Below are 17534 nucleotides of genomic sequence, written 5' to 3' on the forward strand. Positions count from 1 at the left end.
ACCTGCGAAGCAGGCAAGCGATGCGTGCGCTAGCGCGGGGGCTCCAAGGGGGTCACGCGCTTGTGACCCCATTGGCGGTTGAGGCATCAAAGCCAAGGTGATCGCCGATCTCATGTCAACCGAACCGATCACCAAACCGTTCACCAAACCACTAAACAAATGAAAGCTAACTTTACTGCCGATACGTCTCCAAAAACCGCCCCAGCTTCCTCACTGCCATCTCCAACTCATCCACGCGCGGTAACGTCACAATCCGCACATGATCTGGATACGGCCAGTTAAAGGCACTGCCTTGGACCAACAACACTTTTTCCTGCAACAACAAATCCAACACCATTTTCTGGTCGTCATGCAGATTAAAGCGCTTCTGATCAATGCGTGGGAACATATACAACGCACCCTGAGGTTTCACGCAGGAAACGCCGGGGATTTGGTTAATTAACTCCCAAGCACGATCGCGTTGCTCGTACAAGCGGCCACCCGGTTGGATAAACTCACTGATGCTCTGATAGCCGCCCAATGCCGTTTGAATCGCATGCTGCATAGGCACGTTGGCGCACAAACGCATCGATGCCAGCATTTCCAAACCTTCGATATAGCCTTTCGCGTGTTTTTTCGGCCCATTAAGGACCATCCAGCCCTGACGGAAACCGGCGACACGATAAGTCTTGGACAGACCATTAAAAGTGACAGTCAGTAAATCCGGTGCTAACGCGGCAATAGAATGATGCTGGGCTTCGTCATATAAAATCTTATCGTAGATCTCATCGGCGAAAATAATGAGGTCATTCTGGCGCGCGATCTCAACAATCTCTAACAACAACTCTTTGCTATAGACCGCACCAGTTGGGTTGTTCGGGTTGATAATCACAATCCCACGGGTGCGCGGGGTGATCTTGCTGCGAATATCGTCCAAATCAGGGAACCAACCTGACTCTTCATCGCACATATAATGCACAGCTTTACCGCTCGACAGCGAAACAGCTGCGGTCCATAACGGGTAATCTGGTGCTGGCACCAGCATTTCATCGCCAATATTCAGCAACGCCTGCATGGATTGCACTATCAACTCAGAAACACCGTTCCCAATGTAGATATCCTCGACAGTCAGGTCGCGCATATCCCGTGCCTGATAGTGCTGCATAATGGCTTTGCGCGCCGAAAAGAGGCCTTTGGAGTCGCAATAGCCTTGTGCCGTGGGCAAATTACGGATCACATCCACCAGAATTTCATCCGGTGCATCGAAACCAAACGGGGCAGGGTTGCCGATATTCAGTTTCAGAACCTTATTACCTTCCTCTTCAAGACGCTTAGCTTCTTTGAGCACTGGGCCGCGAATGTCGTAACAAACGTTGTCCAGTTTGTTGGATTTCTCAATAGGGGACATAAAAAATTGAGCCTTTTACTGGTAAAAGCGTGTCCTCAGCGTGGAACACGGCAAGGTCATCAATGTACTCCGACGGCGCTGCTTTTTGAAGATCTACGCACATCTTTAGTGCGAATGCTGGGTTTTACTTCAAACGGTGGCGCGTTGGCAGCAATGAAGCATTGGAGGTAGCGTTTTCACGATATCTCTTTACCTGAATGTAACATTGATGAATTTATCTGAAGGTTTTCCCTACAAAACTCAGACAAACACAATCTTTAACAAAAAAAGAGCCATCACAAGGTTAAGACATTTTTATTTGCGACAAAGCATTGCTGTAATGATGCCAAACCCTCTCAGTGAGGCTTGGGCTTAAATATGAAAATCTTAATTCAACAGTTTATATCATCATACAAACAATGGGGGTACGGTTTAGGGAGGAATTGTAAATAGGAAAACTATTAAATATTATTAATGATATTTTTTGAGTTATTAATGTATATAAAGTGTTAGTGCTTGAATTTACTGGGCTAGATTACTTGTCTTTATCCAAATAAATTGATGTTTTCTCAAGTCATTGTTCCTGATGCCCTAATTTAAATGAGATCTCATGGCGTATAATCAGGCCTAAAATCCGGCGTTACTAAAGCAAAAAAATCTTCATAAATCGAAGATTTAGCTTTTTTTAATGACGCTATTCACAAACAACAGCGTAATTCAGTCAAAAGTTTTTTATAAAAAGAGATAGCGGTAACGAAATATAAGTAAATTTTTTGCCCTACTCTAATGAGTGGGGTACTGTCATACTTAGCGTTGTCCCTTATTGATAGCGCTAATACTTAAACACCAGGGTAGTTTGTAATTAGAATTCAAAAAAGTGAAGAATACACTATGACAAATGCAAATCGTCCGATAATTAATCTCGACCTCGATCTGCTTAGAACCTTTGTAGCTGTTGCTGACTTGAATACTTTCGCCTCTGCTGCTGCGGCGGTTTGTCGAACTCAGTCAGCTGTTAGCCAACAAATGCAACGGTTAGAACAGTTAGTTGGTAAAGAGTTATTTGCCCGTCATGGGCGTAATAAATTACTGACTGAACATGGTCTCCAGTTACTTGGCTATGCCAGAAAAATATTACGTTTTAACGATGAGGCTTGTACTTCTCTGATGTACAGCAATGTAGAAGGGTCGCTTGCTATTGGGGCATCTGATGATACCGCCGATACGCTGTTGCCTTTCTTGTTGAACCGGGTGGCGACACTATACCCTCGGCTGGCAATCGATGTGCGGGTGAAACGCAGCCCTCTTATCGCTGACATGCTGAGTAGTGGTGAGGTCAATTTGGCTATTACTACGGCCAAAGTTGACAACCATCCTCATGTCATTTTGAGAACATCACCGACGCTTTGGTATTGCTCTGCCGATTATCAATTCTTACCCGGCGAATCAGTACCTCTCGTGGTGATGGATGAGCCAAGTCCTTTCCGTGATATGGCAATAGAGCATCTCACCAGAGCCGGTATCGCATGGCGTATCGCTTATGTAGCCTCTTCACTTTCTGCCATTCGAGCGGCAGTTAGAGCAGGGCTAGGTGTGACAGCTAGACCGATTGAGATGATGAGTCCTGATTTACGTGTGCTTGGTGAAACAGAAGGGCTACCTCGCCTGCCTGAAACACAGTACACACTCTGCAAAAGCAGTCTGTGTGACAATGAATTGGCATTAGCCATTTTCGATGCCATGCAGTCAGGCCATCAACATGATTTACAACCGGGGTCGGATTTAGTTTTAGATTCCGATTATTTGACAAGCAGTATAGATTAATCATTTCACTCAAGCATAACATCATAAGCCCCTAATTTTAGGGGCTTTTTATTTTTATCTATTTATAAAAAATGATTTTACTCCCTATTCAAATTAATTCTATGTTCAAAAGGTCGTTTTATTAGATTTGGCATTATTCAACAGGAGAAAACAAAAAATATAAACTAGAATTAAATACGATTAATATTCATTCTCATTTAATGGGGTGTTATTTTTATTAAAACGCCGTTTCATTAATATTTAATAATAAAGTGCAACTTTTCCTACCGGATATTTATTAAATAACACTCAAAACGTGTTCTGGATCAAAAAAATACCCCTAGCTAGTGAGTGGAAGAACCGGATATTCCTGAGACAATGGTATAGTTAATGCGAAGTATGCAAGTTGGTTTATATGTGTATGTTCTGATTTAACAAATGACTGACTCGATTTAGCTTGGGCGTCAGCACCAAATGTTAAGTAAGATCGTGCATTTGTAAATTAATCTGTTGTTACTTTTGTCAAAGTTGACAAAAGGTTACTGAAAGGAGTAAAAAGCCCACAGTAAAACACTGGCTAAACAGCTGTAAAGACAGTGTGTTTTGTGTGGTTTTTATCCTTCCCTTTGAATCGATGTGGTGCGCTAACTGCCAAGACAAGAGCAGGATGTTCGACACCACTTTTGATGAGTAAGCAATGCGTATGTCAACAACCACTGAAATTATCGCTCATCATTGGGCGTTCGCTGTATTTTTGATCGGCGCTATCGGGCTGTGCGGTCTGATGCTGCTAGGCGCGTTCTTCCTGGGTGGGAGAGCTCGGGCCCGTGCAAAAAACGTCCCTTATGAGTCAGGTATAGACTCGGTAGGATCGGCGCGTATGCGTTTATCCGCTAAGTTTTACCTGGTCGCCATGTTTTTCGTTATTTTCGATGTTGAAGCCCTGTATCTATACGCGTGGTCAATCTCAATTCGTGAGAGTGGCTGGATAGGCTTTATCGAAGCAACCATTTTCATTTTGGTCCTTTTGGCTGGTTTGGTTTATCTGGTGCGCATCGGTGCGCTGGATTGGACGCCTGCACGCTCGAATCGTCGTGTAAGCAAACCGAGCATAGTCAAATACGCCAGCAGTCATCCGCAAGATAGTCGCCAATAAATACAGTGAGGCATTAACATGGACTATACGCTCACCCGCATAGACCCTAACGGTGAGAACGACCGTTACCCCCTGCAAACTCAGGAAACCGTCAGCGGCGATCCTCTCGAGCAACATGTCCACCGCAGTGTTTACATGGGTAAACTTGAGAACGCCATGCATGACATGGTGAACTGGGGGCGTAAGAACTCTCTTTGGCCATATAACTTCGGCCTTTCTTGTTGTTATGTCGAAATGGTGACCTCGTTCACCGCCGTACATGACGTTGCTCGTTTCGGTGCAGAAGTGTTGCGTGCTTCTCCGCGTCAGGCTGACTTTATGGTCGTCGCTGGGACATGCTTTACTAAAATGGCTCCCGTCATTCAGCGTCTGTACGAACAAATGCTCGAACCTAAATGGGTTATCTCCATGGGTGCCTGTGCTAACTCAGGTGGCATGTACGATATCTATTCCGTCGTGCAAGGCGTGGATAAATTCCTGCCAGTTGATGTGTATATTCCTGGCTGCCCACCGCGCCCAGAAGCGTATATGCAAGCACTGTTGCTGCTACAGGAATCTATTGGTAAAGAGCGTCGTCCTCTTTCTTGGGTTGTCGGTGATCAAGGTGTCTACCGCGCCAACATGCAGCCAGAAAGAGAACGTAAGCATGCTGAACGTATTGCAGTAACTAACTTGCGTACACCTGACGAAATCTAACGCTGGCCTTCGGTGTTAGATTTTTGTGCGTAAGTGATTTGTTCTTGGATGGGAACGTTTTTATCCAGAACATGTGTGCGGCAAATGACCACAAGATGACACATTCAGTGTGGTGCAAAAACAGTGTGGTGAATAAATAATGACCGATTTAACGACGTCCGACAGCACCCTGCCAGCGTGGCAGACCCGTGATCATCTTGATGATCCGGTGATGGGTGAATTGTCGAACCGTTTTGGGCCTGAGGCCATTGTTGTTCAAGCAACCCGTACCGGTATGCCCGTGGTATGGGTGAAGCGTGAACAATTGCTGGAAGTAATGTCGTTCTTAAGAAAACAGCCGAAGCCTTATGTCATGCTATTTGATTTGCATGGTATGGATGAACGCCTTCGTACTCACCGTCAGGGTCTTCCTGCTGCGGATTTTTCTGTTTTCTACCATCTGATTTCCATCGAACGCAACCGCGACATCATGCTGAAAGTGGCGCTGTCTGAAAAAGACTTACATGTGCCCACAGCCACCAAGATTTTTCCCAATGCCAACTGGTATGAGCGGGAAACCTGGGAGATGTTCGGTATCAAGTTCGAGGGTCACCCTCATCTGACGCGCATCATGATGCCGCAGAGCTGGGAAGGCCACCCGTTGCGTAAAGATTACCCAGCGCGAGCGACGGAGTTCGATCCCTTTGTGCTGACCAAGCAGAAAGAAGATCTGGAAATGGAATCACTGACCTTCAAACCTGAAGATTGGGGTATGAGACGCGGGACTGAGAACGAGGACTTTATGTTCCTTAACCTTGGCCCGAACCACCCCTCTTCACATGGTGCGTTCCGTATCGTCTTGCAGCTTGATGGCGAAGAAATTGTCGATTGCGTACCGGATGTGGGTTATCACCACCGTGGCGCGGAAAAAATGGGCGAGCGCCAATCTTGGCACAGCTACATTCCGTACACCGACCGTATCGAATACCTCGGCGGTTGCGTCAACGAAATGCCTTATGTACTCGCCGTTGAAAAATTGGCCGGTATCAAAGTGCCCGCGCGAGTCGATACTATTCGCGTGATGTTGTCCGAATTATTCCGCATCAACAGCCATTTACTGTACATCAGTACCTTTATCCAAGACGTCGGCGCAATGACGCCGGTGTTCTTCGCCTTTACCGACCGCCAGAAAGTGTACGATTTGGTTGAAGCCATCACCGGCTTCCGTATGCATCCGGCTTGGTTCCGTATCGGTGGTGTGGCACATGACTTACCACGTGGTTGGGATCGCTTGCTGCGTGACTTCCTCGACTGGATGCCAAAACGACTCGATTCCTACGTCAAAGCGGCGTTACAGAACAGCATCCTTAAAGGGCGTTCTGTGGGCGTTGCCGCCTATAATTCCAAAGAAGCTTTGGAGTGGGGCGTGACCGGTGCAGGCTTACGTGCGACCGGTGTTGAGTTTGACGTGCGTAAATGGCGTCCGTATTCCGGTTATGAAAACTTTGATTTTGAAGTGCCAATCGGCAATAACGGCGACTGCTATGATCGCGTGATGTTGAAAGTGGAAGAGTTGCGTCAAAGCCTGCGCATTCTGGAGCAATGTTACAAAAACATGCCAGAAGGGCCATTCAAGGCAGACCACCCACTGACAACACCGCCACCGAAAGAACGTACGCTTCAACATATCGAAACGCTGATCACCCACTTCCTGCAAGTGTCATGGGGTCCGGTGATGCCAGCTAACGAATCATTCCAGATGGTTGAAGCGACGAAAGGGATCAATAGTTACTATCTGACCAGTGACGCCAGCACCATGAGCTATCGCACCCGGATTCGTACACCAAGCTATGCGCATTTGCAGCAGATCCCTGCGGTTATCCGTGGCAGCCTGGTGTCTGACTTGATTGTCTATCTGGGCAGTATCGATTTTGTTATGTCTGATGTGGACCGCTAATTATGAGTGATCAAAAAGAGACTCAGGATCATAAAGAAAGCCAAAATGTGGTGGACCTGGCAGTCAATGCGGCTGAACCGGCGACCACAACTGACGTTTTCGAATTGAGCGCTGAAGAACGTGATGCCATCGAGCATGAAAAACACCATTACGAAGATGCTCGCGCTGCGTCGATTGAAGCACTGAAAATTGTGCAAAAGCAACGCGGTTGGGTGCCGGATGGGGCGATTCACGCCATTGCTGACGTGTTGGGTATCCCTGCCAGTGATGTGGAAGGGGTGGCGACATTCTACAGCCAAATCTTCCGTCAACCGGTTGGGCGTCATGTGATCCGTTACTGTGACAGCGTGGTCTGCCACATCACCGGTTACCAAGGCATTCAGGCGGCAATTTCGAAAAAGCTCAGTATTCAGCCCGGCCAAACCACCTTTGACGGCCGCTTTACGCTGCTGCCAACGTGCTGCTTAGGTAACTGTGATCGTGGTCCAACCATGATGATTGACGACGATACCCATAGCCACCTGAAACCTGAAGATATCGAAAAGTTACTGGAGCAATATCCATGACAGCTAACTCAGGTTTTATCAAAGAGGTGACTCGGACACCGGAAATGCACCCGCTAACTTGGCGCTTGCGTGATGACAAACAGCCGGTATGGCTGGATGAATATCGCAGCAAAACCGGTTATTTAGGCGCTGAAAAAGCATTAAAAGGCATGGCACCGCCTGATGTTGTGAACTTAGTCAAAGACGCGGGTTTGAAAGGCCGTGGCGGCGCAGGTTTCTCCACCGGTTTGAAGTGGAGCCTGATGCCTAAAGACGAAAGCATGAACATCCGCTATCTGCTGTGTAACGCCGATGAAATGGAGCCGGGCACCTATAAAGACCGCCTGCTGATGGAGCAATTACCCCATCTGTTGGTGGAAGGGATGCTGATCAGTGCTTTTGCGCTGAAAGCATACCGTGGCTACATCTTCCTGCGTGGCGAATATATCGAAGCCGCCGCTAACTTGCGCCGTGCGATTGCTGAGGCAACCGAAGCTGGTTTACTAGGCAAAAATATCATGGGCAGCGGTTTTGATTTTGAACTGATTGTCCATACCGGTGCCGGCCGTTATATCTGCGGTGAAGAAACCGCACTGATTAACTCACTGGAAGGCCGCCGCGCCAACCCACGTTCTAAGCCGCCTTTCCCTGCATCTTCGGGTGTTTGGGGCAAACCAACGTGCGTGAATAACGTTGAGACGCTGTGTAACGTGCCAGCCATCCTTGAGCATGGCGTGGATTGGTATCAGGGGATCACTGCCGGTAAGAGTAACGATGCAGGCACCAAACTGATGGGATTCTCTGGGCGGGTGAAAAACCCTGGCCTGTGGGAATTGCCGTTTGGTATCACTGCCCGTGAAATTCTGGAAGATTACGCCGGTGGCATGCGCGATGGTTTGAAGTTCAAAGCGTGGCAACCCGGTGGTGCAGGGACTGACTTCCTGACCGCTGATCATTTGGATTTGCCGATGGACTTCGAGAACATTGCCAAAGCAGGCAGCCGTTTAGGGACTGCGTTAGCGATGGCAGTAGACCACGAAATTGGCATGGTGCCACTGGTCCGCAATCTAGAAGAGTTCTTTGCCCGTGAATCCTGTGGCTGGTGTACACCTTGCCGCGATGGTTTGCCATGGAGCGTGAAGATCCTGCGTGCATTGGAGCGCGGCGAAGGTCAGCCGGGTGACATTGAGACGCTGGAACAGCTATGCCGCTTCTTAGGGCCGGGCAAAACCTTCTGTGCTCACGCGCCGGGCGCGGTTGAACCACTACAAAGTGCGATCAAATATTTCCGAGAAGAATTCGAAGCCGGGATCGCAACGAAGGACTATGGTAACACCCGAACCATAGCCGGTATTCAACCAAACCTCTTAAAAGCGCGCTGGTAGCAGCATTGACGCCCTTGCTGCTTTCAGCAGGGGCCAGAATTTTTGATTAACGCTTGTGAACGTACCCCTTCAAGGTCATCGAGACAGACCTTGAATCGGTTCTAACGCAAGCCACTTGGAAGCATGCTGATATGGCTACGATTCATGTAGACGGCAAAGAATACGACGTAAACGGGGCCGACAACCTGTTAGAAGCTTGTCTCTCCCTGGGACTCGATATTCCTTACTTTTGCTGGCATCCGGCGCTGGGAAGCGTCGGCGCTTGCCGCCAATGTGCGGTAAAGCAATACCAAAACGCCGATGATACTCGTGGGCGTTTGGTCATGTCCTGTATGACCCCGGCCACTGATGGAACCTTTATTTCCATTGATGACGGTGAAGCCAAAGCGTTCCGTGAAAGTGTGGTTGAATGGTTGATGACCAACCACCCGCACGATTGCCCGGTCTGTGAGGAAGGGGGTAACTGTCACCTGCAAGATATGACAGTGATGACCGGACACAGTTTCCGCCGCTACCGCTTCAGTAAACGTACCCACCAAAATCAGGATCTCGGTCCGTTCATCTCTCACGAAATGAACCGCTGTATCGCCTGTTATCGCTGTGTGCGTTACTACAAAGATTATGCTGATGGCACCGATTTAGGTGTCTACGGTGCGCATGATAACGTCTACTTTGGTCGTACTGAGAGCGGCACGCTGGAAAGCGAGTTCTCCGGCAACCTCGTTGAAGTGTGCCCAACTGGCGTATTCACGGATAAAACGCACTCCGAGCGTTATAACCGTAAATGGGATATGCAATTCGCGCCAAGTATCTGCCAACAGTGCAGTGTGGGTTGTAACACCAGCCCAGGCGAACGCTATGGTGAATTGCGCCGGATTGAAAACCGCTATAACGGCAGCGTAAACCACTACTTCATGTGCGACCGTGGTCGTTTTGGTTATGGTTACGTCAACCGCAAAGATCGTCCACGTCAGCCGCAACAATTGCGTGGTAATGACTGGATTCAGCTTAATGCTGAACAAGCGATGCAAGGCGCGGCGGACATTCTGCGTCAAGCGAAGAAGACTATCGGTATCGGTTCACCCCGCGCCAGCTTAGAAAGTAACTTTGCGCTGCGTGAGTTGGTGGGTGCCGATAACTTCTATACCGGTATCGCTGCTAGCGAGCAACAACGCTTGCAACTGATGCTTAAAGTGCTGCGTGAAGGCGGTATTTACACGCCAGCGCTACGCGAAATTGAAAGTTATGATGCGGTGCTGATTCTGGGTGAAGATTTAACCCAAACTGGCGCACGTATTGCACTGTCTGTTCGTCAGGCGGTGAAAGGCAAAGCGCGCGAAATGGCCGCAGCACAAAAAGTGGCTGACTGGCAGATTGCCGCCATCATGAACATTGGCCAGCATGCGAAGCACCCGCTGTTTATCACCAACGTGGATAACACCCGTATGGATGATATCGCCGCTTGGAACTATCGCGCGCCTGTTGATGATCAAGCTCGTTTAGGTTTCGCTATCGCCCATGCGTTAGATGAGTCTGCGCCAGCGGTTGATGATTTGGCGAAAGAGCTGAAAGGCAAAGTGGATATCATCGTACAGGCGTTGGCCGGTGCGAAAAAACCGCTGATCATTACCGGCAGCAGTGCAGGCAGCGATGCCCTAATTCAAGCCGCCGCTAACGTCGCGAAAGCGCTGAAAGGCCGTGGTTCTGACGTCGGCATCACCTTTGTTGCCAGTGCAGCCAACAGCATGGGTCTGACCATGATTGGTGGCGGTTCACTGGATCAGGCGTTGGTACAGTTGTCCAGCGGTGAAGCCGATACCGCCATCGTGATGGAAAATGACCTCTATCGCCATGCCGCGAAAGACCAGATTGATGCTGCACTGACAAAAGTCGCTAACCTGATTGTTGTGGATCACCAACGCACCGCGATTATGGATAAAGCCAGCTTGATCCTGTCTGCGGCCAGCTTCGCTGAAAGCGATGGTACGCTGGTGAATCAGGAAGGCCGCGCTCAGCGCTTCTTCCAAGTTTACGATCCGACCTACTACGACGATCCGAAGAAACCTGAAACCCACAGCATCATGTTGGAAAGCTGGCGTTGGTTGCACTCCCTGCATTCAACTTATACCAGCCGCCATGTGGACTGGACGCAACTGGATCACGTGATTCAAGCCTGTGTCACCGCATTGCCACAGTTAGAAGGCATTGTTGATGCGGCACCGGATGCGACTTTCCGCATTCGTGGTCAGAAATTGGCACGTTCACCTATTCGCTACAGTGGCCGTACCGCCATGCGCGCGAACATCAGTGTGCACGAACCGCGCCAGCCGCAAGATATCGACACGCCGTTCGCTTTCTCGATGGAAGGGAACAACAGCCCACTGGCCGATCGCCAGCAGATCCCATTTGCATGGGCGCCGGGCTGGAACTCACCGCAAGCATGGAACAAATTCCAAGCGGAAGTGGGTGGCAAGTTACGCTTCGGTGATCCGGGTGTGCGTCTGATTGAAGCAGGGGAGGGAACGCTCGGTTACTTTGATTCCGTGCCAACCGCCTTTAGCGCGAACGCTGACAGTTGGCAGATTGCCCCTTACTACCATCTGTTTGGTAGTGAAGAAATGTCCCAACGTTCAGATGTGATTCAACAGCGGATGCCAGAACCTTATGTGATGGTCAACCCAGCCGATGCGGCGCAGTTAGGGGTTAACCTCGGTACGCTGGTGGAGTTCAACTGTGCCGGTCAGACATTGCGTCTGCCTGTGCGTTTGAGTGACACCTTGGCTCAGGGTCAGGTCGGCTTGCCGCTTGGCTTACCGGGGATTCCACCGATTCTGGTGGGTGCGCGCGTTGAGAATCTGCGGGAGGCAGGACTATGAGCTGGTTTACCCCTGAATTGATTGAGATTTTAATCTCTGTCCTGAAAGCGGTGGTGATTCTGTTGGTGGTCGTGACCTGTGGCGCATTTATGAGCTTCGGTGAGCGCCGCCTGCTGGGCCTGTTCCAGAACCGTTACGGACCTAACCGTGTCGGTTGGGGTGGGTCATTGCAGCTGGTCGCTGACATGATCAAAATGTTTTTCAAAGAAGACTGGGTACCGAAGTTTTCTGACCGAGCCATCTTTACCTTAGCGCCGGTCATTGCGTTTACTTCGCTGCTGCTCTCTTTCGCCATCGTCCCAGTCAGCCCGACTTGGATGGTTGCGGACCTCAATATCGGCATTTTGTTCTTCCTGATGATGGCAGGGCTGGCGGTTTACGCCGTGCTGTTTGCCGGTTGGTCCAGTAATAACAAATACTCTCTGTTAGGGGCGATGCGTGCATCTGCGCAAACCCTGAGCTACGAAGTGTTCCTCGGCTTATCTTTGATGGGCGTGGTGGCACAGGCTGGCTCGTTCAACATGCAAGATATTGTTAACTCTCAGGAACACGTCTGGAATGTTATCCCGCAGTTCTTTGGCTTCTTAACCTTTGCCATCGCGGGTGTTGCTGTTTGTCACCGTCATCCCTTTGACCAGCCAGAAGCAGAACAAGAACTGGCCGATGGTTACCACATTGAATATTCCGGCATGAAATTCGGTCTGTTCTTCGTCGGTGAATACATCGGCATCGTGACTGTCTCTGCATTGATAGTCACCTTGTTCTTCGGGGGGTGGCAAGGTCCGTTCCTGCCGCCATTTATCTGGTTTGCGCTGAAAACGGCTTTCTTCATGGTGATGTTCATTCTGATCCGTGCCTCCTTGCCGCGCCCACGTTATGACCAAGTGATGTCATTCGGCTGGAAAGTTTGCCTGCCGTTGACCCTACTGAATCTGCTGGCGACTGCCGCGGTCATTTTGTACAACGCTCAATAAGGGGTGAATGAACCATGACGTTGAAAGAGTTAGTGGTTGGTTTCGGCACCCAAGTGCGCAGCCTGTGGATGATTGGCCTTCATGCCTTCCACAAGCGCGAAACCCAAATGTATCCGGAAGAGCCGGTTTATCTGCCGCCGCGCTACCGTGGCCGTATCGTGCTGACGCGTGATCCGGACGGTGAAGAGCGTTGTGTTGCTTGTAACTTATGCTCAGTGGCATGCCCCGTTGGCTGTATCTCTTTGCAAAAAGCAGAGCATAAAGATGGCCGCTGGTATCCGGAATTCTTCCGCATCAACTTCTCCCGCTGCATTTTCTGTGGTCTGTGTGAAGAGGCTTGCCCGACTACCGCTATCCAGCTAACGCCGGATTTCGAAATGGGTGAGTTTAAGCGTCAAGATCTGGTGTATGAGAAAGAGGATTTGTTGATCTCGGGTCCGGGTAAATATCCGGAATATAACTTCTACCGGATGTCCGGTATGGCCGTTGACGGTAAGCCGAAAGGCGAAGCTGAAAATGAAGCCAAACCGATCGACGTTAAAGGTCTGATGCCTTAGGAGCCAGCTTCCATGGAATTTGCATTTTATATTGCAGCATTGGTGGCAGTGGTGGCGACTATTCGCGTAATCACTCACACCAACCCGGTACATGCTTTGCTGTACCTGATTATTTCGTTACTGGCTATCGCAGCGGTGTTCTTCTCGTTGGGTGCTTACTTTGCCGGTGCGCTGGAAATCATCGTTTACGCGGGGGCCATTATGGTGCTGTTCGTGTTCGTGGTGATGATGCTGAACTTGGGCAACGTTGAGCAACAAGAGCGCGATTGGCTGAAACCTACCCTGTGGATTGGCCCAGGTTTACTGGCGCTGGTGCTGTTGTCAGTCCTGATCTATGCCATTCGCTCGGTCAGTGATTCTGGCATTAGTGGTGAAATGGTGGATGCCAAAGCGGTGGGTATTAGCCTGTTCGGTCCTTATGTATTGGCGGTTGAATTGGCGTCAATGCTGCTGTTAGCGGGTCTGATCGTCGCCTTCCATATCGGGCGCGAACATAAGCCAGGTGAAGTGCTGGGCGCGAGCGATTCAGCGAAAAGAAAAACGGAGGAACAAGCATGATCCCTCTACAACATGGTCTGATTCTCGCGGCCATTCTGTTTGTGCTAGGGCTGACGGGGCTGATCATTCGCCGTAATCTGCTGTTTATGCTGATAAGCCTTGAGGTCATGATCAACGCAGCGGCGCTCGCCTTCGTCGTGGCGGGCAGTTATTGGGGTCAGGCTGACGGTCAGGTGATGTATATCCTGGCGATCACGCTCGCGGCAGCAGAAGCCAGTATTGGCTTGGCATTGCTGCTACAGCTGTATCGTCGCCGTCATACTCTGAATATCGATACAGTCAGTGAGATGCGCGGATGAACCTATTATATTTAACAATTCTGCTGCCACTGCTGGGCTTCTTGCTGTTGGCATTCTCCCGTGGGCGTTGGTCTGAAAATACCGCTGCCACTGTCGGGGTCGGGTCGATTGGTCTGACTGCGTTGGTCACACTGTATGTTGCAGTGGATTTCCTCAGTCAAAAAGCAACCGGTGTACAAGTGTTTAACCAAACACTGTGGAACTGGATGTCAGTCGGCACCTTCAATATTCCGTTGACCCTAACACTGGATGGCTTATCGCTCACCATGCTGTCTGTGGTCACTGGCGTGGGCTTCCTCATTCACATGTATGCCTCTTGGTATATGCGTGGGGAAGAGGGCTATTCCCGCTTCTTCGCTTACACCAACCTATTTATCGCCAGCATGGTCGTTTTGGTGCTAGCCGATAACCTGATGCTGATGTATCTCGGTTGGGAAGGCGTGGGTCTGTGCAGTTACTTGCTGATTGGTTTCTACTACACCAATCCAGCTAACGGCGCAGCGGCGATGAAAGCCTTTATCGTGACCCGTGTGGGTGACGTGTTCTTGGCTATCGCGCTGTTCATCCTTTACCAAGAATTGGGCACGCTGAATATCCGCGAACTGATGGTCTTGGCACCGCAAAAACTGGAAATGGGCTCAACAGCCATTACTTGGGCGACGCTGATGCTTCTCGGTGGTGCGGTGGGTAAATCAGCTCAGTTGCCATTACAAACTTGGCTTGCTGATGCGATGGCTGGCCCGACGCCAGTTTCCGCGCTGATCCATGCGGCCACGATGGTGACTGCGGGTGTGTATCTGATTGCTCGTACACATGGCCTGTTCCTGATGGCACCAGAAGTCCTGCATTTGGTGGGGATTATCGGGGCCGTTACCTTAGTGCTAGCGGGCTTCGCTGCACTGGTGCAAACCGACATCAAGCGAGTGCTGGCTTATTCCACCATGAGCCAGATTGGCTACATGTTCCTCGCGCTGGGCGTGCAGGCGTGGGATGCCGCAATCTTCCACTTGATGACACATGCCTTCTTTAAAGCATTACTGTTCCTCGCTTCCGGTTCAGTGATTTTAGCCTGTCACCACGAACAAAATATTTTCAAAATGGGTGGTTTGCGTAAAACCATTCCATTGGTCTATATCTGCTTCTTGGTGGGCGGCGCGGCGCTGGCAGCATTGCCAGTTGTCACCGCAGGCTTCTACAGTAAAGACGAAATTCTGTGGGGCGCATTGGCCAGCGGCCATATCAATCTGATGGTAGCAGGGTTAGTTGGGGCATTCCTCACCGCGCTCTATACCTTCCGGATGATCTTCATTGTGTTCCACGGCGAGCCAAAAACCAAAGCGCATCCTGTTAAAGGGATCACTCACAGCCTGCCGCTGCTGGTGTTGCTGGTGCTGTCGACGTTTGTCGGTGCCCTGATAACGCCACCACTTGCCGGTGTGTTACCAGAGCTTCACTTCAGTGAAGAGGGCAAAATGCCACTGGAAATCTTCTCTGGCGTGTTGGTGGTCGTGGGTATTGCGTTGGCGGCGTTCCTGTATCTGGGCAAGCGTCAACTGGTCAACAGCATTGCGCAAAGTGCGCCGGGCCGCTTCTTTACGGTCTGGTGGTTCCATGCGTGGGGCTTCGACTGGCTGTACCATAACGTCTTTGTCCGCCCTTATCTGTGGATCGCAAGATTGATACAGCGTGATCCGCTGAACTCACTAATGAATACCCCAGCGGTACTGTCACGTTGGAGTAATCGCGGTCTGACCGTTAGTGAAAATGGACAGGTGCGTTGGTATGTCGCGTCTATGGGTTTGGGTGCAGTCGTCGTACTGGCTCTGTTGCTTTTCGTTTAATTAGGGACACAAAACGCCATGCTATTACCTTGGCTAATTCTTATCCCCTTTATCGGCGGCCTGCTGTCTTGGCAGTTCGAGCGCTTCGGTACGAGAGTACCGCGTTGGATAGCGTTATTCGCGATGGGGCTGACACTGGTGCTCTCCTTGCTACTGTGGGGGCAGGGTCAATATTCACTGATTAATCCAGCGGGTATCCCGCAATGGCAATCAGAATTCACCTTGCCGTGGATCCCACGGTTTGGCATTGAGTTCCATCTGGCATTAGATGGTTTATCTTTGCTGATGGTGGTACTGACCGGCTTGCTTGGTGTGCTTGCTATCCTGTGTTCGTGGCGTGAAATTCAGCGCAATCAGGGCTTCTTCTACCTGAATCTATTGTGGATTCTGGGTGGCGTAATCGGCGTGTTCCTCGCCATCGACATGTTCCTGTTCTTCTTCTTCTGGGAAATGATGTTGGTGCCGATGTACTTCCTGATTGCCTTGTGGGGCCACAAAGCATCAGACGGTAAAACCCGAATCGCCGCGGCAACCAAGTTCTTCATCTATACCCAGGCCAGCGGCCTGATTATGCTGATTGCCATTTTGGGGCTGGTGTTTGTGCACTATAAAGCCACAGGCGTATGGACATTCAACTACGAAAATCTGTTGAAAACACCCATGTCCTACCACGTGGAATATCTGCTGATGCTGGGCTTCTTCATCGCCTTCGCGGTGAAAATGCCAGTGGTGCCATTACACGGCTGGTTGCCTGATGCGCACAGCCAAGCACCAACAGCGGGTTCTGTTGACTTAGCCGGGATTTTGCTGAAAACAGCGGCCTACGGGTTACTGCGTTTCAGTCTGCCACTGTTCCCGAATGCGTCACATGAGTTCGCTCCGATTGCAATGTGGTTAGGGGTTATCGGTATCTTCTACGGCGCATGGATGGCGTTCTGCCAGACCGATATTAAGCGCCTGATTGCTTATACCAGCGTTTCCCACATGGGCTTTGTCTTGATTGCCATCTACACCGGTAGCCAATTGGCTTACCAAGGTGCAGTCATCCAAATGATTGCTCACGGCTTGTCTGCCGCCGGTATGTTCATCATTTGTGGTCAGTTATACGAGCGTTTGCATACGCGTGATATGCGCCAGATGGGTGGATTGTGGGGGCGGATTAAATACTTGCCTGCACTGTCACTGTTCTTCGCGGTTGCCACATTGGGGATGCCGGGGACCGGTAACTTCGTCGGCGAATTTATGATCCTGTTCGGCAGCTTCCAAGTCGTACCAGTGATTACGGTAATCTCTACATTTGGGCTGGTTTTTGCTTCGGTTTACTCACTCATCATGATGCAGCGTGCTTATTACGGCGCGCCAAAATCAGAAGAGACGTTACCGGGCATGAGCGCAAGGGAACTGTCTATCATCCTGCTATTAGTGGCGTTGTTAGTGTTGCTAGGGGTTTACCCGCAGCCTATTCTCGACACGTCTCATGCTGCGATGAGTAATGTACAGCAGTGGTTTAATGCTTCATCTATTCCAACAACAAGGCCGTAA

14 protein-coding genes are annotated in these 17534 nt (G+C 50.1%); 13 read left to right on the plus strand and 1 reads right to left on the minus strand.

Features of this window, described 5'->3' with window-relative positions; translation table 11 throughout:
• Positions 1–172: 172 nt before the first annotated feature.
• Positions 173–1387, minus strand: coding sequence for a pyridoxal phosphate-dependent aminotransferase (locus BN68_RS01180; protein WP_019209320.1), 1215 nt, complete (start codon positions 1385–1387; stop codon positions 173–175).
• A gap of 870 nt (positions 1388–2257) precedes the next feature.
• Between BN68_RS01180 and rovM the strand changes: the two genes are divergently transcribed.
• The 13 genes from rovM to nuoM all read left to right on the plus strand — a co-directional run bounded on the left by rovM (position 2258) and on the right by nuoM (position 17534).
• On the plus strand, positions 2258–3190 hold the full coding sequence (gene rovM, locus BN68_RS01185) for a virulence transcriptional regulator RovM (RefSeq protein WP_019209321.1): 933 nt from the start codon (positions 2258–2260) through the stop codon (positions 3188–3190).
• 676 nt (positions 3191–3866) lie between these two features.
• A complete protein-coding gene (gene nuoA / locus BN68_RS01190; RefSeq protein WP_019209322.1) occupies positions 3867–4325 on the plus strand; it encodes an NADH-quinone oxidoreductase subunit NuoA in 459 nt (152 codons plus the stop codon).
• A gap of 18 nt (positions 4326–4343) precedes the next feature.
• Positions 4344–5021: a NuoB/complex I 20 kDa subunit family protein gene (locus BN68_RS01195; RefSeq protein WP_002210278.1), complete on the plus strand. Its 678-nt coding sequence runs from the start codon at positions 4344–4346 to the stop codon at positions 5019–5021.
• A gap of 139 nt (positions 5022–5160) precedes the next feature.
• Entirely contained in the window at positions 5161–6957 is a 1797-nt protein-coding gene (nuoC, locus tag BN68_RS01200) for an NADH-quinone oxidoreductase subunit C/D (protein ID WP_019209323.1), read from the plus strand.
• Between the two features lie 2 nt (positions 6958–6959).
• Complete coding sequence (gene nuoE, locus BN68_RS01205; RefSeq protein ID WP_019209324.1) at positions 6960–7523, plus strand: NADH-quinone oxidoreductase subunit NuoE; 564 nt, start codon at positions 6960–6962, stop codon at positions 7521–7523.
• Positions 7520–8887, plus strand: coding sequence for an NADH-quinone oxidoreductase subunit NuoF (gene nuoF / locus BN68_RS01210; protein ID WP_019209325.1), 1368 nt, complete (start codon positions 7520–7522; stop codon positions 8885–8887). Before nuoE ends, nuoF begins: the two co-directional genes overlap by 4 nt.
• A 131-nt stretch (positions 8888–9018) precedes the next feature.
• Entirely contained in the window at positions 9019–11763 is a 2745-nt protein-coding gene (nuoG, locus tag BN68_RS01215; RefSeq protein WP_019209326.1) for an NADH-quinone oxidoreductase subunit NuoG, read from the plus strand.
• The gene (gene nuoH / locus BN68_RS01220) at positions 11760–12737 is read left to right on the plus strand and encodes an NADH-quinone oxidoreductase subunit NuoH (RefSeq protein WP_019209327.1); all 978 of its coding nucleotides are present in this window, start codon (positions 11760–11762) and stop codon (positions 12735–12737) included. The genes nuoG and nuoH overlap by 4 nt, the downstream gene beginning before the upstream one ends.
• A gap of 14 nt (positions 12738–12751) precedes the next feature.
• Positions 12752–13294 (plus strand): NADH-quinone oxidoreductase subunit NuoI, encoded by a 543-nt coding sequence (nuoI, locus tag BN68_RS01225; protein ID WP_019209328.1) that lies wholly within the window; start codon positions 12752–12754, stop codon positions 13292–13294.
• A 12-nt stretch (positions 13295–13306) separates the two neighbouring features.
• Positions 13307–13852: an NADH-quinone oxidoreductase subunit J gene (gene nuoJ / locus BN68_RS01230; RefSeq protein ID WP_019209329.1), complete on the plus strand. Its 546-nt coding sequence runs from the start codon at positions 13307–13309 to the stop codon at positions 13850–13852.
• Positions 13849–14151, plus strand: coding sequence for an NADH-quinone oxidoreductase subunit NuoK (gene nuoK / locus BN68_RS01235; RefSeq protein WP_005159229.1), 303 nt, complete (start codon positions 13849–13851; stop codon positions 14149–14151). The genes nuoJ and nuoK overlap by 4 nt, the downstream gene beginning before the upstream one ends.
• On the plus strand, positions 14148–15992 hold the full coding sequence (gene nuoL / locus BN68_RS01240) for an NADH-quinone oxidoreductase subunit L (protein WP_019209330.1): 1845 nt from the start codon (positions 14148–14150) through the stop codon (positions 15990–15992). The genes nuoK and nuoL overlap by 4 nt, the downstream gene beginning before the upstream one ends.
• A gap of 18 nt (positions 15993–16010) precedes the next feature.
• Positions 16011–17534, plus strand: coding sequence for an NADH-quinone oxidoreductase subunit M (gene nuoM / locus BN68_RS01245; protein WP_019209331.1), 1524 nt, complete (start codon positions 16011–16013; stop codon positions 17532–17534).

The organism is Yersinia massiliensis CCUG 53443 (genome assembly GCF_000312485.1).
Lineage (GTDB): Bacteria > Pseudomonadota > Gammaproteobacteria > Enterobacterales > Enterobacteriaceae > Yersinia > Yersinia massiliensis.

Excerpts from the sequence above, each read along its gene's own strand:
- nuoI (WP_019209328.1), top strand. The coding sequence starts at position 12,752 with ATGACGTTGAAAGAGTTAGTGGTTGGTTTCGGCACCCAAGTGCGCAGC.
- nuoE (WP_019209324.1), top strand. The coding sequence starts at position 6,960 with ATGAGTGATCAAAAAGAGACTCAGGATCATAAAGAAAGCCAAAATGTG.
- BN68_RS01180 (WP_019209320.1), bottom strand. The coding sequence starts at position 1,387 with ATGTCCCCTATTGAGAAATCCAACAAACTGGACAACGTTTGTTACGAC.
- nuoM (WP_019209331.1), top strand. The coding sequence starts at position 16,011 with ATGCTATTACCTTGGCTAATTCTTATCCCCTTTATCGGCGGCCTGCTG.
- nuoK (WP_005159229.1), top strand. The coding sequence starts at position 13,849 with ATGATCCCTCTACAACATGGTCTGATTCTCGCGGCCATTCTGTTTGTG.
- nuoL (WP_019209330.1), top strand. The coding sequence starts at position 14,148 with ATGAACCTATTATATTTAACAATTCTGCTGCCACTGCTGGGCTTCTTG.
- nuoG (WP_019209326.1), top strand. The coding sequence starts at position 9,019 with ATGGCTACGATTCATGTAGACGGCAAAGAATACGACGTAAACGGGGCC.
- nuoA (WP_019209322.1), top strand. The coding sequence starts at position 3,867 with ATGCGTATGTCAACAACCACTGAAATTATCGCTCATCATTGGGCGTTC.
- BN68_RS01195 (WP_002210278.1), top strand. The coding sequence starts at position 4,344 with ATGGACTATACGCTCACCCGCATAGACCCTAACGGTGAGAACGACCGT.
- rovM (WP_019209321.1), top strand. The coding sequence starts at position 2,258 with ATGACAAATGCAAATCGTCCGATAATTAATCTCGACCTCGATCTGCTT.
- nuoF (WP_019209325.1), top strand. The coding sequence starts at position 7,520 with ATGACAGCTAACTCAGGTTTTATCAAAGAGGTGACTCGGACACCGGAA.
- nuoC (WP_019209323.1), top strand. The coding sequence starts at position 5,161 with ATGACCGATTTAACGACGTCCGACAGCACCCTGCCAGCGTGGCAGACC.
- nuoJ (WP_019209329.1), top strand. The coding sequence starts at position 13,307 with ATGGAATTTGCATTTTATATTGCAGCATTGGTGGCAGTGGTGGCGACT.
- nuoH (WP_019209327.1), top strand. The coding sequence starts at position 11,760 with ATGAGCTGGTTTACCCCTGAATTGATTGAGATTTTAATCTCTGTCCTG.